19 protein-coding genes and 1 pseudogene are annotated in these 21,682 nt (G+C 69.7%); 12 read left to right on the top strand and 8 right to left on the bottom strand.

Annotated features, from left to right (window positions below; genetic code table 11):
- Positions 1 to 585 precede the first annotated feature (585 nt).
- Both B0I29_RS25675 and B0I29_RS25680 read right to left on the bottom strand, forming a co-directional pair.
- On the bottom strand, positions 586 to 948 hold the full coding sequence (locus tag B0I29_RS25675) for a hypothetical protein (protein WP_111651649.1): 363 nt from the start codon (positions 946 to 948) through the stop codon (positions 586 to 588).
- 83 nt (positions 949 to 1,031) lie between these two features.
- Positions 1,032 to 1,229: an acyl-CoA carboxylase subunit epsilon gene (locus B0I29_RS25680; RefSeq protein WP_111651854.1), complete on the bottom strand. Its 198-nt coding sequence runs from the start codon at positions 1,227 to 1,229 to the stop codon at positions 1,032 to 1,034.
- Between the two features lie 101 nt (positions 1,230 to 1,330).
- Between B0I29_RS25680 and B0I29_RS25685 the strand changes: the two are divergent.
- The 3 genes and pseudogenes from B0I29_RS25685 to B0I29_RS25695 form a co-directional block, all read left to right on the top strand.
- A pseudogene (locus B0I29_RS25685) lies at positions 1,331 to 2,347 on the top strand (serine/threonine-protein kinase); the annotation flags it as partial.
- Positions 2,348 to 4,488: 2,141 nt separating this feature from the next.
- Positions 4,489 to 4,704 (top strand): hypothetical protein, encoded by a 216-nt coding sequence (locus B0I29_RS25690; RefSeq protein WP_111651650.1) that lies wholly within the window; start codon positions 4,489 to 4,491, stop codon positions 4,702 to 4,704.
- Between the two features lie 23 nt (positions 4,705 to 4,727).
- Entirely contained in the window at positions 4,728 to 5,465 is a 738-nt protein-coding gene (locus B0I29_RS25695) for a M50 family metallopeptidase (RefSeq protein ID WP_111651651.1), read from the top strand.
- Positions 5,466 to 5,481: 16 nt separating this feature from the next.
- Here B0I29_RS25695 and B0I29_RS25700 read toward each other — a convergent pair whose 3' ends face one another.
- Positions 5,482 to 7,053: an acyl-CoA carboxylase subunit beta gene (locus tag B0I29_RS25700; RefSeq protein WP_111651855.1), complete on the bottom strand. Its 1,572-nt coding sequence runs from the start codon at positions 7,051 to 7,053 to the stop codon at positions 5,482 to 5,484.
- A gap of 133 nt (positions 7,054 to 7,186) precedes the next feature.
- Between B0I29_RS25700 and B0I29_RS25705 the strand changes: the two genes are divergently transcribed.
- The 3 genes from B0I29_RS25705 to B0I29_RS25715 all read left to right on the top strand — a co-directional run bounded on the left by B0I29_RS25705 (position 7,187) and on the right by B0I29_RS25715 (position 9,710).
- Positions 7,187 to 8,155, top strand: a complete 969-nt coding sequence (locus B0I29_RS25705) for a hypothetical protein (RefSeq protein WP_146616884.1) — start codon at positions 7,187 to 7,189, stop codon at positions 8,153 to 8,155.
- A 123-nt stretch (positions 8,156 to 8,278) separates the two neighbouring features.
- On the top strand, positions 8,279 to 9,133 hold the full coding sequence (locus B0I29_RS25710; RefSeq protein WP_111651653.1) for a biotin--[acetyl-CoA-carboxylase] ligase: 855 nt from the start codon (positions 8,279 to 8,281) through the stop codon (positions 9,131 to 9,133).
- 4 nt (positions 9,134 to 9,137) lie between these two features.
- Complete coding sequence (locus tag B0I29_RS25715; protein WP_111651856.1) at positions 9,138 to 9,710, top strand: PH domain-containing protein; 573 nt, start codon at positions 9,138 to 9,140, stop codon at positions 9,708 to 9,710.
- 16 nt (positions 9,711 to 9,726) lie between these two features.
- Here the strand turns inward: B0I29_RS25715 and B0I29_RS25720 are convergent, their stop codons facing one another.
- Genes B0I29_RS25720 through B0I29_RS25730 form a run of 3 tightly spaced genes read right to left on the bottom strand, consistent with a single transcriptional unit; the run spans position 9,727 to position 11,705 of the window.
- Entirely contained in the window at positions 9,727 to 10,284 is a 558-nt protein-coding gene (locus B0I29_RS25720) for a GtrA family protein (protein WP_111651654.1), read from the bottom strand.
- Between the two features lie 40 nt (positions 10,285 to 10,324).
- Entirely contained in the window at positions 10,325 to 10,894 is a 570-nt protein-coding gene (locus tag B0I29_RS25725; protein ID WP_375790634.1) for a GtrA family protein, read from the bottom strand.
- Positions 10,895 to 10,940: 46 nt separating this feature from the next.
- A complete protein-coding gene (locus B0I29_RS25730; RefSeq protein WP_111651656.1) occupies positions 10,941 to 11,705 on the bottom strand; it encodes a sigma-70 family RNA polymerase sigma factor in 765 nt (254 codons plus the stop codon).
- Positions 11,706 to 12,016: 311 nt separating this feature from the next.
- Here B0I29_RS25730 and B0I29_RS25735 point away from each other — a divergent pair, with 311 nt between their 5' ends.
- A complete protein-coding gene (locus B0I29_RS25735; protein ID WP_111651657.1) occupies positions 12,017 to 13,825 on the top strand; it encodes a phosphoenolpyruvate carboxykinase (GTP) in 1,809 nt (602 codons plus the stop codon).
- Between the two features lie 26 nt (positions 13,826 to 13,851).
- On the opposite strand, the gene B0I29_RS25740 is transcribed toward B0I29_RS25735, so the two are convergent.
- A complete protein-coding gene (locus B0I29_RS25740) occupies positions 13,852 to 15,342 on the bottom strand; it encodes a glycosyltransferase family 39 protein (RefSeq protein WP_111651658.1) in 1,491 nt (496 codons plus the stop codon).
- A gap of 86 nt (positions 15,343 to 15,428) precedes the next feature.
- On the opposite strand from B0I29_RS25740, the gene B0I29_RS25745 reads away from it, so the two are divergent.
- The gene (locus tag B0I29_RS25745) at positions 15,429 to 16,550 is read left to right on the top strand and encodes a geranylgeranyl reductase family protein (protein WP_111651857.1); all 1,122 of its coding nucleotides are present in this window, start codon (positions 15,429 to 15,431) and stop codon (positions 16,548 to 16,550) included.
- A 32-nt stretch (positions 16,551 to 16,582) separates the two neighbouring features.
- Positions 16,583 to 17,353 (top strand): isoprenyl transferase, encoded by a 771-nt coding sequence (locus B0I29_RS25750; RefSeq protein WP_111651659.1) that lies wholly within the window; start codon positions 16,583 to 16,585, stop codon positions 17,351 to 17,353.
- A gap of 4 nt (positions 17,354 to 17,357) precedes the next feature.
- On the opposite strand, the gene otsB is transcribed toward B0I29_RS25750, so the two are convergent.
- Positions 17,358 to 18,167, bottom strand: a complete 810-nt coding sequence (otsB, locus tag B0I29_RS25755; protein WP_111651660.1) for a trehalose-phosphatase — start codon at positions 18,165 to 18,167, stop codon at positions 17,358 to 17,360.
- 273 nt (positions 18,168 to 18,440) lie between these two features.
- Here otsB and phoH2 point away from each other — a divergent pair, with 273 nt between their 5' ends.
- From phoH2 to B0I29_RS25770, 3 genes are all read left to right on the top strand, one after another.
- A complete protein-coding gene (gene phoH2, locus B0I29_RS25760) occupies positions 18,441 to 19,859 on the top strand; it encodes an RNA 5'-3' helicase PhoH2 (RefSeq protein ID WP_111651661.1) in 1,419 nt (472 codons plus the stop codon).
- 269 nt (positions 19,860 to 20,128) lie between these two features.
- Entirely contained in the window at positions 20,129 to 20,830 is a 702-nt protein-coding gene (locus B0I29_RS25765) for an aggregation-promoting factor C-terminal-like domain-containing protein (protein WP_111651662.1), read from the top strand.
- Positions 20,831 to 20,895: 65 nt separating this feature from the next.
- Positions 20,896 to 21,672 carry a S1 family peptidase gene (locus tag B0I29_RS25770; RefSeq protein WP_111651663.1) on the top strand — a complete coding sequence of 259 codons (777 nt, stop codon included), beginning with the start codon at positions 20,896 to 20,898 and terminating at the stop codon, positions 21,670 to 21,672.
- The last annotated feature ends 10 nt before the right edge of the window (positions 21,673 to 21,682 follow it).

Below are 21,682 nucleotides of genomic sequence, written 5' to 3' on the forward strand. Positions count from 1 at the left end.
AGGCGGCCGCAGGCTTGTAGGGGGAGGGGACCACCAGCGCCGTCTGCGCCTGGGCCAGTTCGGCGCTCAGCGACTGCATCACCGCCCGCGCCCTGGCCTCCAGCACCGCCTGCCGGCCCACCGACACCGGCCTCTGCGGCGCGGCGCCGCGGGACTTGCCGCCGACCAGCTGGTGCAGCCGCTTCTCCTCGGCGAATCCCGCGAGCAGCAAATCGTTGGCCGCGTGCTCCCGGGCGATCGCGGCCATCTCCCGCCGGGCCGATCGCAGGGCGCCGGACGCCCCGCCGAAGGCGCGCTGATTGGCGACCGCGGCCTCGTACGTCTCCTCCAGGTTGGTGATCAGTGCGTCCAACCGGGTGAAATATGCCGCTGCGGCCGGACTGCGGGACGGAGGCCAGGCGTCGGCCAGACTCTCCCGGTATCGCCGAACCTGTCCGATGTGTTCCTGCACGAGCTCGGACGATCGGCGCCAGCCACCGGCCAGACGGGCATGGGTGGCCTCGTCGTGGGAGGCGAGCATGGCCCACATCTGATCGACGCGCAGCGCCGCCCAATTCGTGCCGCCGCCGCCACCCGTCGCCGCGATCATCCGGGTGCGGCAGGCCGGCCGGGAGCGGCCTGTCCTCCAAGAACGGCTTGCGCGTTCGCGTCGCTTTCCGCGTATAGCGCGCCGGCCGCACGGGCCGCCGCTGCAAGACCCCACGTCCCGTCCGCGTAGTCGCAGACGTTGCGCAGCGTGACCTCCTGTGCCTGCGCGTGAGCGTGCACAAAGAGGTCAAGCTCGGTGAAGGTCGCGTCGCCGGTCAGCTGCGTGAGCAGTGTGTCGCTGACCGTGATCGCGCGAGGGGTGTAATCGCGTTCGACTGAATCCGCCAGCCGGGCCGCGATCTTTTCCATGGCGCGGATGTCCGCCTCGATGTGACCCTGGTCGCCCAGTGGGACGGTCACCCCGGCCTCCCGGAACGTGTGGTGTGATTTCCCTCCGAGATTATCCGCTCACACCGCGTATGACTGCCCCCTGTGGACAGCCGTTATCGGGGCAGGCCGGAGGCTCGCCATCCGCGCGCAGCGCCTGCTGGGCGGGCTGATCGCGTCCATTCGGAGGTGTCTTGCGACGGAGTTTCGGAATTGACCGAAGTGGATCGAGATGTCAGGATGGCGGCCAGCGCGGCCAGCTCATGATCGTCTAGGCTTCCTCGTACGACGCTGACCAGCGGTTCCGCATTCATCAACCGAGCGTACGACGGGTGACCGGAGATCCGGTGACACGTGTCCCACACTCGGCTGATCAATTCGCGGCCGCTCGACAGAACCAGGTATTTTCTGCGTGATGTCTTCTTCTCCCCCACTCGTTGTCGCTGATCGGTACCGGCTCGTTGCGCCGCTCGGTCAGGGCGGGATGGGGCGTGTCTGGCGGGCCACTGACGTCGTCCTTCACCGGGACGTCGCCATCAAGGAGCTCGTTCCGCCTCCGGGTCTGACCCCGGCCGAGCGGCAGGAGATGCGCGAGCGCTCACTGCGTGAGGCACGCGCCATTGCCAGGCTCAACAACGTCAACGTCGTGCGTGTCTTCGACGTGCTGCGGACGGACGCCGACCCATGGATCGTCATGGAGTACGTCGCTTCCCGTTCGCTGCAGGACACCCTCGCCGCCGACGGTCCCTTCAACCCGGTTCGTGCCGCCGAGATCGGTCTCGGTGTGCTGAACGCGTTGCGCGCCGCGCACCGGGCCGGCGTCGTGCACCGCGACGTCAAACCCGGCAACGTGCTGATGGGCGCCGACGGCCGTGTGGTGCTGACCGATTTCGGTCTCGCCACCGTGCCCGGCGACCCGAACGTGACACGCACCGGCCTCGTCCTGGGCTCTCCGGCGTACATCGCGCCGGAGCGTGCCCGGGACGGCACAGCAGGCCCGGCAGCCGACCTCTGGTCGCTCGGCGCCACGCTGTTCGCCGCGGTGGAGGGTCAGTCGCCGTTCGCGCGGCCGTCCGCCATCGCCACGCTCGCCGCACTGGCGACCGAAAACGTTCCCCCTTCACGGAACGCGGGACCGCTCAAGTCCGTACTCAACGGGTTGCTGCGCAAGGATCCCGCTCACCGCATCGATGCGGAGGAGGCCGAGCGCCTGCTGGCGCGAGCCGCCGGCCGGCGATCGAAGATCGCCTTCCCGATGAGCCCGACCATGCGCCGCCCGGGTGTCGGCCGGGAGCGTCCGTCGCTGCCGAGCGGTCCGGGTGGTCCGCCCGTTCTGCCCGGTTCCGGCTGGGTGACCGCGACCGGTTCGGCGCCGGTGGTGCCGACGCCGCGCCCGCCGGTCACGAACACGCCGCAGGGCCGCCCGCCCGCCAACCCGCCTCAGCGCCCCGCCGCCGCCAACCCGCAGCAGCCGGGCCGCCCGCAGGCCGGAAACCCCCAGGCCGGAAACCCGCAGTTCGGGAACCAGCAGGGCGGCAACCCGCAGCAGGGTCGTCCCGCTGACGGTCGCCCGCCGATCTTCGCGCCGGGCAAGGCGCCGGTCGGTGGTCCCGCGCCGTCGGACGCGCCGCCGCGCGGTCCGCAGCCTCCCGGCCGCGGCCCGAAACCCCTCGATGCCACGCGCATCGACTCTCCCGCGGTTCAAGACATCCCGAGTACGCCTTATCCGCCCGCGCCGCCCGGCCGTCCGAGGTTCTCCACGGGTACGCCGTCCAGCGCCCCGGTGAGCCCGGCCCGCGTCGGGTTCACCGCGGCCGACGTCGCCGCGAACCGCCGGAAGAAGGCAGCACCGGAACACGAGAAGTCGCTGGCAGCGGCGACCGGGGCATACCCGATCGTGGCAGCGTCCGAGTCCGCCCAGGCGACCACGATGATGCCGACCGGCGCACCACCGGTTCCGTCCCAGGAGCGCGGCTCCCAGGCGTCGAGTTCCCCGGCGTCGAGTTCCCAGGCTTCGAGTTCCCAGGCTTCGAGTTCCCCGGAGACCGTGGCCAAGCCCGAGAAGGAAACCTCCCAAGAGGAGACCTCTCAGACCCCGGCGACCGGCTCCTCGGAGCAGGCCGACCAAGAGCCGATCTCCGCGGAGCCCTCGTCCTCGGACGAGACATCCCAGGACGAGACGTCCCAGGAAGCAGCCACCGGAACCGTCCAGGAGGACGAACCGACCACCGCAAACGGTTCCGCCCAGTCGGGCCAGGATGACTCGGCCCGGGCGGACTCGGTCCAGGCTGAGCCGGCCACGGACCAGCAAGCAGCCCAGGCGGACCAGGCCGAGACGGCTGACAACGCCGACGAGGCGCAGGAAACTGCCACCGAGCAGCCGTCCGAAAACGCCCCGGAACCGACGGAAACTTCCGAAGCGGCCCCGGCCGCCAAGGAGGAGCCATCGAAGAACGAGCCGACCAAGGTCGAGCCGGTCCAGGTCGAGCCAGCCAAGATCGAGCCAGCCAAGATCGAGCCGGCCGCCGACCTCTCCGACGACCGCACGATCGTGGCCCCGGCCGCGATCATGACCCCGGTCGCCCGCAAACCGGTGGACGCCGACAAGACCTCCGTTGTCGGGCGTGGGCCGGATGCTGACCGGACCTCGATCGTCGCTCCGCTCTCGCCGCCCGGTCCGCGGCGTGCTCCGGCTACCCCGGCAGCTCCGGACAACGACCGCACCTCGGTCGTCGGTCGAGGCGCGGGTGCGGGTGGCGGGTTCAACCGGCCGAGCCGTCCGGCGTGGACGCCCATGCCGATGCGCCCGCCTGAGCGCCGCGGCATCACCGTGCTCGGCACGACGCTGACCCACCGCCAGGCGGCGATCGGTCTCGGCATCGTGCTCACGTTCCTCCTGCTGATCGGCATCATCGTGGTGCAGGCGTTCGGCGACGACGCGGAAGGCGCGACCGGCGCGAACCCGAGCAGTGGCGCTGTGGCGGCCGGCAACCCGTCGGCAGCGGAGAGCCCGGCAAGCCAGGGCGAGGCCTCCAAGCCGGCGGCCAACAGCTCGCCCAGCGCGGCGCCGAGCACGGCCGCGAGCACCGCGGCGGCCGGCGTACCGGCGGGTTGGCGCTCCTACAACGGTTCCGGGTTCAGCCTGTCGCTGCCGAAGAGCGCGTCGGTCTCCGGCGGCGGCAGCGAGACCCGGGTCAACTTCAACAATCGCCTGGTCATCATCAACAAGGTGAACCAGGAGATCGACGACCCGGTGGAGTACCTGCAGCAGCAGAGCACCAGCCACTACCGGAACTACAACAACCTCGGCGTCAAAGAGGTCGACTACCAGGACGACGCCGCGGACTGGGAGTTCACCTACACCACAAACAGCGGCAACAACGCGCAGCACGTGGTGAAGCGGGTCTTCGAGATCGACGACACCGCGTGGACGGTGGGCTTCTACACCTCTCCGGAGGACTGGGACGCGGCCAAGGCGGACCTCGACGCGATCTTCCAGGGCTTCAAAACCCGGTAAGGCGTGAGATCCAGGTTGCTGGGTAGTAGATCCAGCATCACGGATGGAGGTACACCATGAACTGCCGACGTCACGGCGGTAAGCCGACGATCGCTCTCTGGATGCTGGTCGCGGTCGCCGACATCGCACTCGTCGTCGCTGCCACCGGTCTTCTCACGGCGCTGCTCGCCGTACTCGTGCTGGCCGTCGTGGGCGGCGGTTTCGTCGCTGTCCGCTCGTTGCGCAGGCAGCGGCCGGAGCCGGTCGAAGCGGTCGTGCGACGCCGGGCATAGCCTGATCGGATACAGTCCCCGGCGTGTCGATCGACGGTGTGACTGACCTCTGGGACCAACTTCTCGGCGCCCAGCCCGATCCGCCCGGCCTCCTGGTTCTGCTCACCGCGGTGGCCGGATTCCTCGCGGTCGCGTTCCGTCCGGTGTGGCGGATCGCCCGCAACGCGGTGACGATCGCTCACGAGGGCGGTCATGCGCTGATCGCCCTGCTGACCGGCCGCAAGCTGCGCGGCATCCGTCTCGAGTTCGACACGTCCGGCCTGACTCTCTCGGCCGGCCGTCCGACCGGGCCTGGCATGATCCTGACCCTGCTCGGCGGTTACATCGCGCCGTCGCTTGTCGGTGTTCTCGGCGCCTGGCTGCTCGGCGGTAATCGGATCACGCTGCTGCTCTGGCTGGCCGTGGTCCTGCTGCTCCTCATGCTGATCAACATCAGGAACCTGTTCGGAGTGGTCTCGCTGGTCATCACCGGCGCGATCGTCTTCGCCGTCTCCTGGTACGCGTCCCCGCAGGTGCAGGCCGCTTTCGCGTACGCAGGAGTCTGGTTCTTGCTCTTCGGCGGTGTTCGTCCGGTCTTCGAGCTGCAGAAGCTGCGAAGCCGCGGCCGGATGCGTGATTCGGACGCCGACCAGCTGAGCCGGCTGACCCACCTGCCCGCCGTGTTCTGGGTGGGCGTGTTTCTGGCGGTCAACCTGATCGCTCTCGCGGTCGGCGCCTTCCTCCTGGCCGGCCAGTGGCTCCCGGACACCGCGACCGTGTAGGACGCCCGGGCAAACCCTAGAGCGGGATGTTGCCGTGCTTCTTCGGCGGCAAGGTCTCCCGCTTGGTCCGCAGCATCCGCAGCGCCCGGGTCACCTGAGCCCGGGTCTGTGACGGCTGGATGACCGCGTCGACGTAACCCCGCTCGGCCGCGATGTACGGGTTCGCCAGTGTGTCCTCGTACTCCTGAATCAGCTCTGACCGCCGCGCGACCGGATCCGACGCCGAGGCGAGGTCGCCGCGGTACAGGATGTTGACCGCGCCCTGTGCGCCCATCACCGCGATCTGCGCGGTCGGCCAGGCGAAGTTGACGTCGGCGCCGAGGTGCTTGGAGCCCATCACGTCGTACGCACCGCCGTACGCCTTCCGCGTGATCACGGTGACCTTCGGAACCGTGGCCTCCGCGTACGCGTAAATGAGCTTGGCCCCGCGCCGGATGATCCCGTCCCACTCCTGTCCGGTGCCGGGCAGGAAGCCGGGCACGTCGACGAACGTCAGGACCGGGATGTTGAACGCGTCGCAGGTACGCACGAACCGGGCCGCTTTCTCGGAGGCGGCGATGTCGAGCGTGCCGGCCAGGCTGATCGGCTGGTTGGCGACGACCCCAACCGGACGCCCTTCGACCCGGCCGAACCCGACCACGATGTTCTGCGCGTACAGCGGCTGGACCTCAAGGAACTCGTCGACAACGGTTTCGACGACCTTCTTGATGTCGTACGGCTGGTTCGGCGAGTCCGGGATGAGGGTGTCGAGAGCGCGATCGGCCTCGAGAACCTCAAGATCAACCTCGGAGGAGAAGAGCACCGGCTCGTCCAGGTTGTTTGACGGCAGGTACGACAGCAGCGCCCGCACGTAGTCGATCGCGTCCTCCTCGTCGCTGGCGAGGTAGTGCGCGTTGCCGCTGCGCGTGTTGTGGGTACGCGCGCCGCCGAGCTCCTCCATGCCCACTTCCTCACCGGTGACCGTCTTGATGACGTCCGGTCCGGTGATGAACATGTGCGAGGTCTTGTCGACCATCACGGTGAAGTCGGTGATCGCGGGGGAGTAGACCGCGCCACCAGCGCACGGGCCCATGATCAGCGAGATCTGCGGGATGACGCCGCTGGCCCGGACGTTGCGGAAGAAGATGTCGGCGTAGAGCCCGAGCGCGACGACGCCCTCCTGGATCCGCGCGCCGCCGGAGTCGTTGATGCCGATGATCGGGCAGCCGATCTTCATGGCCAGGTCGAGCACTTTGACGATCTTCTCGCCGAAGACCTCGCCGAGCGACCCGCCGAAGATCGTGAAGTCCTGGGAGAAGACGCAGACCTGCCGGCCGTCGATCGTGCCGTGGCCGGTGACCACGCCGTCGCCGTACGGCCGGTTCTTCTCCAGGCCGAAGGCGGTGGAGCGGTGCCGGGCCAGTTCGTCGAGCTCGACGAACGAGTCCTTGTCGAGCAACAACTCGATGCGCTCGCGGGCGGTCTTCTTGCCGCGGGCGTGCTGCTTCTCGATCGCCCGCTCGGATCCCGCGTGCACTGCCTCGTCTGTGCGGCGAGCGTGGTCGGCGAGCTTTCCGGCGGTGGTGTGTATGTCGGGCTGCGTTGTCACGGTGGTCTCCCGCTCCGATGCGACGATGCACTCGGGGTTGATCGTAACCAAGCGGACGTTCAGGCGAGAGGCCGTCGTTACGGGAGAGTTTGGTACCCAATGCCCCATTCGCTCCCCATTCGTTACTCTCCCCGTGACGAACTGGATGACAGCGGCAGGACTAGCGCTCATCGCAGGCGGCCTCGCCACATTGATCAGTTTCTGGTCGGTGATCTTCGGTGGCGGTGCCCGTCGCGCGAACCGGAACGGCCCCGATCCCCGAGGCCGTCGCGCGAAGGCGCAGAACCGTCCGGCGATCGCGCTGCCTGAGGCCCCGCCGATCGAACCCGAACCGGTACTCCTGGCTCTCCCCGCCGCTCCGATGCTCCTGGAACAGGCTCCGCCGCCCACCAAGCCGGGCCCGATCTTCGTGGAGCAGCCCCAGGTCTTCGTGGAGCAGCCCCCGGTCTTTGTTGAGCAGCCCCAAGTCTTTGTGGAGCAGCCCCCGGTTTTTGTGGAGCAGCCTCAAGTCTTCATGGAGCAACCCCAGATCTTCGACCCCCTTGGGTACGCCGAAAGCCTGGTACCCGGGCCCCGAGCCGAGGTCGACCGAACCGATCTGGGGTACGGCGACCGGGTCGAGGGCTGGGTCCGGCCCGACTACCAGGACCTGGACGACAGCCCGCCGTCCGGCGAGTACTGGACCCCGGTGCCGGACGAGCTCTACGCCGACCCGGAGCCGTCGGCCCGCGGTTACGGCTGGCCGGTCCCGGTGGAACGCCTGCCGCAGGTACCGGCGTACGAGCCGGCGACCGGTTTCGATCTGACTCCGGTGGAGGCCGCCGAACCGACCGCCGCCTTCGTGCCGAGGGCCGTGCCGAGGATGTGGCCGCCGGAGTCCGAGGACCTGCGCGTACGGCTGCCTCGCTCGTGGCGCGACCGGGACGAGAAGCGTCCCGACGAGCTGCGCTCCTTCCGGGATTACGACGAGCGCCGCTCCTGGCGTGACCGTGACCTCCAGCAGGAGGGCCGCGGCCGCCGCGAGCGCCCGCGCCCTCGTCCCCGCCCGACCGCCCAGGCATCCGGCTACGTGAGCCGGCACGCGGCAGGCCCATACGGCTGACCCGGCAGGCCCTGATCCGGCAGGCCCTGATCCGGCGCGCAGAAGCCTGGCCCTGATCCGGCGTGCGGAAGAGGGCCCCGGCGCGCCGGAAGCGGCCTCGGAGATCCGGCATAGGCTTTCGGGATGAGTTCTTCGTCGTATGCCGATCTTGACCGGCCACCGCTGTCCGCACGGGCGCTGACCCGCGCCGTGGTGGTGCCGGGCGGCTTCTGGTCTCGGATCGATGTGCGTGCCGAGACCGGTTCGACGAACGCCGACGCCGCCGAGGCGGCCCGCCGCGACGAGCCCGAGGGTCTGGTCGTGATCGCCGAGAGCCAGTCGGCCGGCCGGGGCCGCCGGGACCGGCAGTGGAGCTCACCGCCCCGGGCCGGCCTCACCCTGAGTGTCCTGTTGCGACCGTCGGCGCCGGTCGCCGAGCGGGACTGGCCGGCGGCGCCGCCCAGCGCGTACGGATGGCTGCCGTTGCTTGCCGGGGTGGCCCTGCGCGAGGCGGTGACCCGGGTGGCCGGCGTCGAGGCCGCGCTGAAGTGGCCGAACGACCTGCTCGTCGGCGACCGTAAGTGCGCCGGAATCCTGGCCGAGGTCGCGGGCGACGCCATCGTGATCGGAATCGGTCTCAACGTCAGCACCCGCGAGGACGAGCTGCCGCCCACGAACGGCGTGCCGGCCACGTCGCTGCGGGTGGCCGGCGCCGAGACCTTCGACCGGGACCCGCTGCTGCGTGCCCTGCTGCGCAGTTTCGCCCGGTGGTACGAGGGCTGGCGGGACGCCGGCGGCGACGCCGAGATGTGCGGGCTGACCGGCGAGTACCGGCGGGGCTGCGCCACGATCGGCCGCCAGGTCCGGGTGCTGCTGCCCAGCGGCGGCGAGCTGACCGGCGAGGCGACCACGGTGGACCGGGACGGCCAGCTGGTGATCCGTACGGTGGACGGCGCCGAACATCGTGTCTCAGCGGGTGACGTGCTGCACGTACGCTGACCGCGTGGCGTTCCCGGAGGATGTGCTCACGGAGCAGGAGGAGGTCGTCCTCCACCTGGCTCCGCACTGGAAGGTGGCGGTGCTGCCGATCGCGGTGCTGCTGCTGTCGGTGACCGGCGAGATCCTGGCCTGGGTCATGCTGCCGGGCACCGAGGGCGGCCGAATCGGCCTGTGGCTGGTCACCGCGATCCTGCTCTGGTACTCGGCGCGGTACGCCGTCCGCCCGCTGGTGATCTGGCGCTTCACCCACTACGTCCTGACCGACGAGCGGATCCTGCTCCAGCACGGTGTGCTCGTCCGGGAGCGGCGTGACCTCCCGCTGAACCGGGTCAACGACCACTCGCTGGCCCAGTCGGTGCTGGACCGGATGCTCGGCAGCGGCACGCTCACCGTCGACTCGATCGGTGACCAGAGCGCCGTGCTGGCCGGACTGCCGCACGCCCAGCGGGTGCAGAACACGCTGTACGAGCTGATCGAGCACAGCCCGGCACCGGACGACGAGGCCGACAGTGACGACGAAACGGCGCTGGAACACGAAACAGCGCCGGAGCCGCGTCGCGGCCTGTTCCGGCGCTGATCTTCGTTATCGAGAACTAGCGGGCGTCGAGCTCCGCCTGCAGGTCGAGGCTGGCCACGCTGCCCGGCTCGTCGGCGGCGCTCAGCTCGGCGAGACCGGCTGTGGCGTCCAGCTCGGTGATCGCGGCCTCGTGCCCGTCGACCGGCGGCTTCAGGAAGACGAACGTGCGGTATGCCCAGAAGCGGAAGACCGTCCCGATCCCGATGCCGATCAGGGTGGTCATCATGAAGAGCAGCTCGTCGTGCTCCTCGGTGAGACCGAACCCGTACTTGCCGATCGCGATGGTGCCCGACTGGATCACCATGCCGATCAGGTTGAACCCGAAGAAGAGGCTGTACTCCCGGCGCAGCGCCGTGCGGGTGTGATGCCGGTACGTCCAGTACCGGTTCGCCACGTACGCCAGCGTCGTGGTGACGACCGTGCCGACGATGCTGGCCTTGACGGCGCCGATGTCGAGCAGGGCGTACGTGATCGCGATGTAGAGCAGCGTGTTGCCGGCCCCGATGATGCCGAAGGCGATGGCTTCCGGGGCGAGACGGCGCAGGCGTTCCGTCAGCGTGCTGGCTGAGGGCATTGGGCAACCTTACGGGAACAGGGGCAATGACGCCGATGTGTCACAGCGCGGACGACGACGATGGCGTCACGCTCCGGTTCGGCGGGGATCCGGCCGGTTTCGCCTCGTTGTCCTCGACCGGGGCGTCGGTGGCCCGGAAGACGAAGCGGCGATATGACCAGAAGCGGAACATGGTACCCATAGCGGTACCGACGAACTGGCCCGCTATGTTGTCGGCCACTGGGCTCCGCAATGCGGGCCAGATCTGGCCGAGACCGTAATGGCTGATGGCGAGGCATGCCAAGGCGATGCCGAGGCCGATCGCGTTCAGCACGAAGAAGGTCGTGTACTGCCGGGCCATGTTGGTGTGCCGGCCGCCGCGCCAGGTCCAGAACCGGTTGCCGAGGAACGCGAACGTCGTCGCGATGGTCGTGGAGACCGTCTTGGCGGTCAGCGTCTCGGCGCCGGCGCGGAGCAGCACGTTGAAAATCATCAAGTCGATGGCGAACGCGATGCCACCGACCGTGCCGAACTTGCCCACCTCGTGAACGAGGGCCCGCAGCCGTGTACGCAGGCTGGATGGCTGCGCTGGGTTCGGGGGCACGGCTCCGAGGGTACCGGTGGGGGTCACGCGTCGCTGTCCGCGCTGCCGAGTCTTTACCGCTCGCGACCGAGTCTTAACCGTGGCTCCCGGCATGGTGACGTGGGCGTAACGGAGTGTGCCGAAATCCGTCGACTTCGCGGATCTCGGCGAGCCGGACCCGGCATTCGCCACACCAGGACAGGTGGGCGCGCATCCGGTGGGCGTCGCGGGCGGCGAGCCGGCCGCGGACCTGCCCGCCCAGCCGCTCGCCGGCCCACCGGCACTCCGGGTGATCAGCAACGGTCACGTGCTGCTGCAGATAGAGGCTGCGCAGGCCCTCGCGGGCCCGGTGGGCAAGGACCGCCACCGCGTTCGGCGTGAGCCCCATCAGCGGCGCCAGCTCGGCCGGCGTGGTTCCTTCCACCTCGGTCTGCCAGAGCACGTCACGCCAGCGCGGGGGCAGCTGGCGGAACGCGGCCGCGGCGTACTTGCGCTCCAGCCGGTCCAGGGCCGGGTCGGTGTACGGCTCACCCTCGTCGTACGGGGTGAGGTCGTCGGTGAACTCCAGCCGCCGGTCCTGCTTGGCCCGGTGATAACAGACGTGCCGCATCGTGGTGTTCAGGTACGCGCGGAACGCCACGAGCGGCCCCCGCCCGGCGCGCAGCGTCGCGAACACCTTGGCGAACGTCTCGGCGACCAGGTCGTCGACGTCGGCGGGATCGCGTACCAGGCCGAACGCGAACTGACGCACTGCCGCACGATGCCGCTCATAGAGCGTGCCGAACGCGGCGGTGTCGCCAGCCCGGACGGCGCTCAGCAGATCGGTATCCGAGTCCGCGTCGGTGTCCGGGGTCGTCATTCCGCCTCCTGTGGCAGGAACCGCGAGGAAAGCCCCATTAGATGAAAGTCTAGGTGGTTAAGTCCTTTTTGTGAAAGTTGTCAGGCGGGACGGTGAGCCTCGGCTTCGTAACGGACTCGGGTGCGCGCAGGTGCGCTAAGAGGCGAAGAATCGATCGTCTGCGAGCACCGCAACCATAGATTGTGCGGTTGTCCACAGGTTCTGCCGATGAACTCCAAGCGCAGTCGGGCTTACGCTGATGTGACTCCCATGACAGAGCCGGATTTCCGGCCGATTCGTCATTGGTCAGTGCCGACCGAAGGAGCTTCATCTTGTCTCTGCCCCCTACCTCGCATCCCCGCCTGCTGGCGTGGGTCGACGAGGTCGCAGCCTTGACCACGCCCGACCGGATCGTCTGGTGCGACGGTTCGGAGGCCGAGTGGACCAGCCTCACCGACACGCTCGTCGAGGCCGGCTCACTGGTCCGGCTCGATCCGGAGAAGAAACCGAACTCGTTCTGGGCGCGTACCGACCCGTCCGATGTGGCGCGTGTCGAGGAGCGCACGTACATCTGCTCGGTCGACGAGGCCGACGCCGGCCCGACCAACAACTGGATGGCCCCGGCCGAGATGAAGCAGCTCATGACCGAGCTGTACCGGGGTTCGATGCGCGGCCGCACGCTGTACGTGGTCCCGTTCTGCATGGGCCCGCTCGACGCGGAGCAGCCGATGTTCGGTGTCGAGCTCACCGACAGCCCGTACGTTGTCGCCAGCATGCGCATCATGACCCGGATGGGGGCCGGGGTCCTGGACGCGATGGGTGACGACGCGGACTTCGTGCCGGCGCTGCACTCGATCGGCGCGCCGCTGGAGCCGGGCCAGGAGGACGCCGCCTGGCCGTGCAACGAGACCAAGTACATCTCGCACTTCCCGGAGACCCGCGAGATCTGGTCGTTCGGCTCGGGGTACGGCGGCAACTCGCTGCTCGGCAAGAAGTGCTACTCGCTGCGGATCGCCAGCGTGGCCGCCCGCGACGAGGGCTGGCTCGCCGAGCACATGCTGATCATGAAGCTGACCTCGCCGGAAGGCCAGGTCCGGTACGTCGCCGGCGCGTTCCCGTCGGCCTGTGGCAAGACCAACCTCGCCATGCTGGAGCCGACCCTGCCCGGCTGGAAGGTCGAGACGGTCGGCGACGACATCGCCTGGATGCGTTTCGGTGAGGACGGCCGGCTCTGGGCCACCAACCCCGAGTTCGGGCTCTTCGGCGTCGCGCCCGGCACCGACTTCCACACCAACCCGAACGCGATGCGCACGCTCGCCAAGGGCAACTCGGTCTTCACCAACGTGGCGCTCACCGACGACGGCGACATCTGGTGGGAGGGCATGGGCGAGCCGCCCGCGCACCTGACCGACTGGAAGGGCAAGGACTGGACGCCCGACTCGGAGGCCGTCTCCAGCCACCCCAACAGCCGCTTCTGTACGCCGATCGAACAGTGCCCGATCCTCGCCGACGAGTACTACGACCCGCGCGGTGTGCCGATCGACGCGATCCTGTTCGGCGGCCGCCGCAAGACCACGATCCCGCTGGTCAGCGAGGCGCGGGACTGGGTGCACGGCGTGTACCTCGGCGCCACGCTCTCCAGCGAGACCACCGCGGCCGCGGTCGGCCAGGTCGGTGTGGTGCGCCGCGATCCGATGGCGATGCTGCCGTTCATCGGTTACCACGCCGGCGACTACTTCCAGCACTGGATCGACATGGCGAAGGGTGCCTCGGGCGACGCCGACAAGCTGCCCAAGGTCTTCTACGTCAACTGGTTCCGCCGGGACGAGGACGGCGGGTTCCTCTGGCCGGGCTTCGGCGAGAACAGCCGGGTGCTCAAGTGGGTCGTCGACCGCCTCGACGGCAAGGCCGACGCGGTGGAGACCCCGATCGGCCACGTGCCGACGCCGGAGTCGCTCGACCTGACCGGCCTGGACATCGACCCGGCCGCCCTCGAGGCCGTGCTGCGGGTCGACCCGCAGGAGTGGCTGGCCGAGATCCCGCAGGTCACCGAGTGGTTCAACAAGTTCGGTGACAAGCTGCCGGCCGTGCTCTGGGCCGAGCTGGACGCACTGCGCGCCCGCCTGGCCGACGCCAAGTAAACCGGTCGAGCCGCCCGCCCTCCGCTTCAGGAGGGCGGGCGCTCGAACAGGGCCACCACACCCAGCGGATGGAGCCAGATTCCGGTTCGCCGGTAATCCCGGTCCAGCTTCGCCCGCAGCTGCCCGCCGGCATCGGACATCGGGTCGTCACCACGCCGAGCCCCGACGTACCAGACCCGGGCCGTGTCGAAGCAGGTCAGCGTCGCGCACTCCTCGGCGTCCAGCCTGCCGGCCCGCGCCGCCGACCGCACCAGCAGCAGATCCACCGGGCGGGGACGGTCGCGCAGCTCGTAATCGAGCCCGGCCCGCAGCGACCACGTGCCGACCCGGCCGTAGACCACCCCGTCGCCCGGCCGCAGCCCGGCCGCGACGACCGAGGCCACGGTACGGAAGTTCATCCCGTCGCGGCTCGACGGCCGGCGTACCGCCTGGTGTGTCTCCAGGGTGAGCGCGACCAGCAGGAGCAGCGCCGCGACCTGCCTCAGCCGGAACCTCCGCAGGGCCAGCGCGGCGAGCAGGGCCACCGGGACGGTCACCACGAGGACGTACCGGGGCACCCAGAGCGAGGCGCCGGCCAGTGACGCGCCGAGCAGCAGCGCCGGTGGCAGCACCGCGAGCACGGTCAGCTCGGCGAGGGTCCGGCGATCCTTCCACCGGGCGGTGAAGGCCAGCCCGATCAGGAACAGGCCGGCCAGCTGAGCGCCGTAGAGCAGCCCGGCCGGCGCGGTCACTGTCGCGCCGAAGACGGCACCGGGCGCGGTCAGCACGTCGTGCGTGTTCACCGGCGGGATCCAGTCCAGCTGGGCGCCGCGCTGGGCCAGGCCGAGCCGGATCAGCGGGGCGGTCAGTGCCACGGCTCCGGCCATCACCAGCGGGCCGCGCCACAGCCGCCGGTCGCCGCCACGCCAGCGGCTGCCGAGGATCGTCAGGTGGGCCGTCAGGATCAGCAGGCCGAGCAGATGGGCGTACCCAAGGATCGTCACCGACAGTCCGTAGCCCAGCCACCGCCGCCAGGCGGGCCGCGCCATGGCGCGGTGGAAGAGCCACATGGTGAGCACCCCGGCGAGCAACGCGATGCCGTAAACCCGTGCCTCGGTGGCGTACCGGGACAGCTGCGGGACGGTGACCAGGATCAGGGCGGCGGTCAGGCCGGTGACCGGGCCGAACAGGACGCGTCCCCACTCGCCGGCGAGACCCACCGCGATCGCCACGGCGAGCAGCGACGGCAGCCGCATCACCGCGGTCCGGTCGCCGAAGATCTCGATCCAGTAGTGCATGAACAGGTAATAGGGCGCGATCACCCCGTCGATCTCGCCGGCCATCCGGACGATCTCGGCGGGGGTGCGGGTCGCGGCCGACCAGGTGGCGCGCTCGTCCCAGCCGAGCGCCGGCCGCCGCAGCGCGGTCGACCCGATCGCCAGCATGATCAGCGCGGGGAAGACCGACGGGTACAGCGGCGGCCACCGCCGCGTCCCGGCCGGCGCGATCACCCGCAGGTCCGGGATCGTGAGGGTCATGCTCCGGGGTACGAGCAGTGGATGACCACCACGGGCCCTGCGGGTGAACAGTGGCCCCCGAGCCCCGGAGTCGGCAGGCTGTGCTGATGGACGTCTATGACGTGGCGGTGATCGGCGCCGGTCCGGCCGGTTCCGCCGCCGCCCTGGCCGCGCTGCGGGCCGGCGCCAGCGTTCTCCTGCTGGACCGGGCCGCCTTCCCCCGGGACAAGCCGTGCGGTGACGGCATCGCCGCCGAGGCCCTCGACGTGCTCGCCGCGCTGGGCGTGCCGGACGCCGCTGCCGGGTTCCGGTCCGTCGAACGGCTGCGGCTGGTCGCGCCCGGTGGCGCGGCGGTGGCCCGGACGCTGCCGCGCCCGGCGCACACCGTGCCCCGCAAGATCTTCGACGAACGCCTGGTCCGTGCGGCGGTCGCGCAGGGCGCGGACCTGCGCTTGCACAAAGCCCATCGGGTACGCGTGGACGACCCGATCGTGATCGACGAGACGTACCGGGCGCGGGTGCTGATCGGGGCCGACGGGGCCGGATCGGTGGTGCGCCGCGCGCTCGGGCACGGCGCGAACCCGGCCGGGCATCTGGCGATCGCGATCCGGGGATACGCGCCCGCGGCGGACACCGGCGAGCAGGTCATCGTGACGACCCGGCAGCGCTGGCCCGCGTACGCCTGGCAGTTCCCGATCGGGGACGGGACGGCCAACGTGGGTTACGGGGAACTGTTGCGGGGGCGGGCGTTGTCTCGGGCGTACCTGCGCCGGCGGCTCGACGAGCTGCTGCCCGGCAGCGGACCGGTGAGGGTGAGTGGGCACCACCTGCCGTTGTCCACCCGCCGCCCGGCGGCGGGTCGCGGGAGCGTGCTGCTCGCCGGCGACGCGCTGTCGCTGATCAACCCGCTGACCGGGGAGGGGATCTTCTACGCGGTGCTCTCCGGCGCGCTGGCCGGTGCCGAAGCGGCGCGGGGCCCGCGGGATGCGGCGCGGCGTTACCGGGACGCGCTGCGGCGGCGGCTCGGGCGTCACCTGCGGCATTCGGCGTTCGCGGCCGGGCTGACCGGATGGCCTCATGTCGCCGACGCCGCGGTCAGCGCGGCTGCCTCGGACGCCCGCACGTTCAACCGGATGGTGGAGCTGGGACTCGCGGACGGGCTGCTGGATGCTCGCACGATCGGGCGCATCGGATGGCGGATGGTGCAGTGGCAGGCCGTCGCCGCTTGAGCCCTCAGCGGGTGTGGCTACCCTTTGCGGTGATGAGTCTGCGTTCCCTGGTCTATTCCTTTTACGAGCGGCGGCTTGCCGGAAAGCTCGTCGGCAAGCCCGTGCCCCGGCACGTCGGCGTCATGTGCGACGGCAACCGGCGCTGGGCCCGCGAGATGGGTTTCGTCGACCCCAACGACGGCCACCGAGTCGGCGCGTCCCGCATCAAGGAGCTGCTGACCTGGTGCGATCAGGCCGGCATAGAGCACGTCACGCTCTATCTGCTGGCAACCGACAACCTTCAACGACCGTCCGCGGAGCTGGATCCGCTCGTGAGGATCATCGAGGACCTCGCGACCGAGCTGGCCGAGGACGGCAACCCGTGGCGGCTGCGGATGGTGGGCGCGCTCGACGTGCTGCCGTCGGCGACCGCCGCGACGCTCAAGGCCGCCCAGGAGAAGACCCAGAACCGTGGTGACGGTGTCGAGGTCAACATGGCGGTCGGTTACGGCGGCCGACGCGAGATCACCGACGCGGTGCGCTCGCTGCTGTACGAACACGCGGCGACCGGCGGCACGATCGAGGAGCTCGCCGAGATCCTCGACGTGGAGCACATCGCCGAGCACCTGTACACCCGTGGCCAGCCCGACCCGGACCTGGTCATCCGGACCAGCGGCGAGCAGCGGCTCTCCGGTTTCCTGCTCTGGCAGTCCGCGCACTCGGAGTTTTACTTCCACGACGCGAACTGGCCGGATTTCCGCCGGATCGACTTCCTGCGGGCGCTGCGGTCGTACGGCAGCCGGCAGCGCCGTTACGGAGCCTGACTCCCTATTTGAATCGGTGGAGGCCCTCGGCGAGGAAGGCGGCGACGGCTTCCGGTGAGTCGAGGGTCAGGTCGGCGGCGCTGGACACCTCGGCGCCGGTCTCCGGGTTGGCCACGGCCACCGCCATGCCGAAGAAGCGCGGGTCGACGGCCTCCCGGGCGCGCAGCGCGTCGAAGGCCTTGATGTCGGACATGTCGTCGCCGAAGTACCAAGCGCAGCCCGCGTTGCGCACGCCCTCGGTGATGACCATGCCCTTGTCCTGGTCGACCGGGGGCTTGAGCTCGACGACCATGCGGCCGTTCTGAATCCGCAGGCCCAGGCGCTCGGCCTGCTCGTGGCCCCAGCGCTCGACGGTCTTGGCCAGGTCGGGCGCGGTCCGGTAGTGCAGGGCGACGGAGAGCCGCTTGTATTCCACCAGGGTCTCGGCGGGCAGCTCGGTGCGCGCCCGCTCGGCGAGCTCGCTCATGGTGGGCACGAACTCCAGCGCGGCCGGCTCGGTCACCACCTGGCCGTCGTGCCACACCTCGAGGCCGTAGAGCCCGTAGAGGTCGACGCCTTCCAGAGTCTCGAAGCGCGACCGCAGGAAACTGACTGGTCGGGCTGAGACGATCGCCACACGAGCCACCACCGACGCCAGCTGCTCCAGCACGCCGAGGACGGCGGGGACCGGCTGCGAGTCGTCGGGGTCGTCGGTCACCGGCGACAGCACACCGTCGAAATCGAAGAAGAAGGTGGTGGAGGAGGCCCGCGCGGCGGTGAAAGCCCAGGCCTCGTCGGTGGTCAGGGGATGTGTCGGACGCGCAATCTCTGCCACGCAAGCCAGACTACCCGCGGAAGGTCGTCTTTTAAGCGCGACGATTTCGCGTGGGGTGAGCGTCACCCCTGAGTGCCCGATTTTGCGCACTACCGCAGGACGCTGTTGACCGCTAGCGTTTGAGTCATGGCACGGGGTCATCCCGAGCCAGCCGGCCGGCCCGGACCTGCGACAACTTGCGCCACAGGGCCCGCAATCCTGCTCTGTGCATGTGCCGGCGGCCGGAGGTGGCGGACCGCGAGCGGCGGGTTGCACGCTCGCTGGAGCAGGCCTGTGACATCTCGCCGTACCGATGCCGGTGTCGCTTCGAACTCCGACCCGGCCGACAAGGTGACCAAGACTCGTGTGACGACCTCCCGCCGCAAGGTGCGAGACCGGCACACCGACGCTGAGCCCGCCCCGGCCGGCCGCGTCTTCGTCCTGGACACTTCGGTCCTGCTGTCCGACCCGGCGGCGTTCCGCCGGTTCACCGACCATGAGGTGATCATTCCCCTCGTGGTCATCTCCGAACTGGAGGGCAAACGTCACCACGCCGAGCTCGGCTGGTTCGCCCGGCAGGCCCTGCGGATGCTGGACGAGCTGCGGATCAAGTTCGGCCGGCTGGATCAGCCGGTGCTCTGCAACGACGAGGGCGGCACGGTCCGCGTCGAGCTCAACCACGCCGACCAGAGCGCGCTGCCGCAGGGCTTCCGCAACGACTCGAACGACACCCGCATCCTGTCGGTGGCGCTCGGGCTGGCCGCGGAGGGCCGCGACGTCACGCTGGTCAGCAAGGACATGCCGCTGCGGGTGAAAGCCGCCTCGGTCGGCCTGACCGCCGACGAGTACCGGCACGGCCAGGCCAGCGACCCGACGTGGACGGGCATGGCCGACCTGAAGCTCACCGAGGATCAGGTGGTCTCCCTCTACGCCGGTGACGAGCTGGAGCTGGAGGAGGCGGAGAACCTGCCCTGCCACACCGGCCTGGTGATCCACTCGTCGAAAGGCTCGGCGCTGGCCCGGGTCAACCCGGACAAGAGCGTCAAGCTGGTCCGCGGTGACCGGGACGCCTTCGGGCTGCGGGGCCGTTCGGCCGAGCAGCGGGTGGCGCTGGACATCCTGCTCGACGAGTCGGTCGGGATCGTCTCGCTGGGCGGCCGGGCCGGCACCGGCAAGTCCGCGCTGGCGCTCTGCGCCGGCCTGGAGGCGACGATGGAGCGCAACCGCCACAAGAAGGTGATCGTCTTCCGGCCTCTCTACGCGGTCGGTGGCCAGGAACTCGGCTACCTGCCCGGCAGCGAGTCGGAGAAGATGTCGCCCTGGGCGCAGGCCGTCTTCGACACCCTCGGCTCGGTGGCGCACGCCAACGTGGTCGAGGAGGTCATGGCCCGCGGGATGCTCGAGGTCCTGCCGCTGACCCACATCCGGGGCCGCAGCCTGCACGACGCGTTCGTCATCGTGGACGAGGCGCAGTCGCTGGAGCGCAACGTGCTGCTGACCGTGCTGTCCCGCATCGGCCAGAACTCACGGGTGGTGCTCACCCATGACGTGGCCCAGCGTGACAATCTGCGGGTCGGCCGGCACGACGGTGTGACCGCGGTGATCGAAGCGCTGAAGGGGCATCCGATCTTCGCCCATGTCACGCTGACCCGTTCGGAGCGGTCTCCCATCGCTGAGGTGGTCACCGACCTGCTGGAGGAAATCCCCCTGTGAGATGACGCCAGCGCGGGACTTTGTGCCGGAATGAGGTAAAAAAACGAGTGACTAACGTCACAAGTCCGCGTTGGCATTTCACATCCACTTCACGTTGCGCCATGGTGTCTGGCGAGCGCCTACGAGTGGCAACGACGTCGGAGATCGACTGGAGCCACCCCCTCGTCAGTTTGAGGTGGCGGCCCCACGTGGTCGCGGTGCTCGCGGCGCGTAACTGCCGGTGACGGCAGGGTCGCGCCGCGTCATTGCCCCCGACGAAGGGATTCTTCGTGAAGCGGCTCTGGAGCCGGCTCGGTGTTCGTGCGGCGTCTGTCGGTCTTCTCCTCGCGGGACTGGTCGGTGGTGTCTACCTCGGACAGAACCGAGAGATCCAGCAAGCCAGCGCTGAGTCCCAGCTCGTCATGCAGGCGAACGCGGACGAGATTCAGCTGCTGAAAGCGCGTCAGGCGGAACACGCCGCGGCCCGGGCCTTCCGGAGCAAGGCGGAGGACGCCGCTGCGGCGAAGGCGGCCACTGAGGCCAAGGCCGCCGCCGGCAAGGCGCGCACGCTGGAGAAAAAGGCGATCGCCGCGGAGGCTGCCGAGAAGAAGGCGGCCGAGGCGAAGAAAGCCGAGGAGTCCGGCGGACCGGTGGTCTACACCGGTGAGATCCCGGATTCCTGCAACGACTACAGCGGCAGCCGCAAGATCGGCTGTGCCCTGATGCTCGACGCCGGTTTCGGCCTCGCCCAGTTCCCGTGCCTGGACAAGCTGTGGAAAAAGGAGAGTGGCTGGAACTACAAGGCCACGAACCGCAGCTCCGGCGCGTACGGGATCCCGCAGTCCCTGCCCGGCAGCAAGATGGCGTCGGAGGGCTCGGACTGGAAGACCAACCCGGCCACCCAGATCAAGTGGGGCCTCGGCTACATCAAGGGCCGGTACAGCACGCCCTGTGGAGCATGGAGCCACTCGCAGAACGTCGGCTGGTACTGATCTGACGCGAAAGAGGGCTGCGCGGCACGCCGCGCAGCCCTCTTTCGCTGTGATCCAATGTCCATATGGTCCGAAATGTCGCTTCGCTCGTCCTGGCTGCCGTATTGGCGCTGCCGGTCGGCGCCGTTCCGGCCCACGCGGACGGGCGCATTCCCGAGGTCATCGGCGGCAAGGTCGCCACGGCCGGCCGGTTCCCATGGGCGGTGCGGCTCTCGATGGGCTGCGGCGGGACGCTGACCGCGCCCCGGGTGGTGCTCACCGCCGGCCACTGTGTCGGCAAGACCGGTCCGAACCGGAAGATCACCGTCACGGCCGGTGCGCCCGATCTGAAGTCCAAGAAGGCGATCGCGGTGAAATCGGTCGAGGTGTTCCGATCACCCGACTTCGTCACCGAGACCAGCGGCGACGACTGGGCCGTGGTCCGGCTGGAACGCGCCCTCGACCTGCCCACCCTGGACCTGGTCCCGGACGGCAGCCGCGACGAGGGCACGTTCACCGTGATGGGCTGGGGGCAGACCCGGGAGACCGCGTTGCGGCAGGAGCGCCGGCTGCACTACGCGGACGTGCCGACGATCGCCGACGAGGAGTGCGCGAAGGCGTTCCACAAGGTCGGCGTCGATCTGGTCCGGGACGAGTCGATCTGCGCGGGGCGACACGGCGTGGACACCTGCCAGGGCGACTCCGGGGGTCCGATGGTGCGCCGGGACCGGGGCGGCAAGTGGGTGCAGGTCGGGATCGTCAGCTGGGGGCTCGGATGTGCCCGTGACGGATATTTCGGTGTGTATACCCAGGTGTCGAAGTTTCGTGAGGCGATTCTGGCTGCCACCCGGAAGCTGAGTTGAACCTGAGTGG

The sequence above is a fragment of the Actinoplanes lutulentus genome, assembly GCF_003259845.1.
GTDB lineage: Bacteria > Actinomycetota > Actinomycetes > Mycobacteriales > Micromonosporaceae > Actinoplanes > Actinoplanes lutulentus.

Excerpts from the sequence above, each read along its gene's own strand:
- B0I29_RS25680 (WP_111651854.1), bottom strand. The coding sequence starts at position 1,229 with ATGAATGCGGAACCGCTGGTCAGCGTCGTACGAGGAAGCCTAGACGAT.
- B0I29_RS25690 (WP_111651650.1), top strand. The coding sequence starts at position 4,489 with ATGAACTGCCGACGTCACGGCGGTAAGCCGACGATCGCTCTCTGGATG.
- B0I29_RS25710 (WP_111651653.1), top strand. The coding sequence starts at position 8,279 with ATGAGTTCTTCGTCGTATGCCGATCTTGACCGGCCACCGCTGTCCGCA.
- B0I29_RS25720 (WP_111651654.1), bottom strand. The coding sequence starts at position 10,284 with ATGCCCTCAGCCAGCACGCTGACGGAACGCCTGCGCCGTCTCGCCCCG.
- B0I29_RS25730 (WP_111651656.1), bottom strand. The coding sequence starts at position 11,705 with ATGACGACCCCGGACACCGACGCGGACTCGGATACCGATCTGCTGAGC.
- B0I29_RS25740 (WP_111651658.1), bottom strand. The coding sequence starts at position 15,342 with ATGACCCTCACGATCCCGGACCTGCGGGTGATCGCGCCGGCCGGGACG.
- B0I29_RS25745 (WP_111651857.1), top strand. The coding sequence starts at position 15,429 with ATGGACGTCTATGACGTGGCGGTGATCGGCGCCGGTCCGGCCGGTTCC.
- B0I29_RS25750 (WP_111651659.1), top strand. The coding sequence starts at position 16,583 with ATGAGTCTGCGTTCCCTGGTCTATTCCTTTTACGAGCGGCGGCTTGCC.
- B0I29_RS25770 (WP_111651663.1), top strand. The coding sequence starts at position 20,896 with ATGGTCCGAAATGTCGCTTCGCTCGTCCTGGCTGCCGTATTGGCGCTG.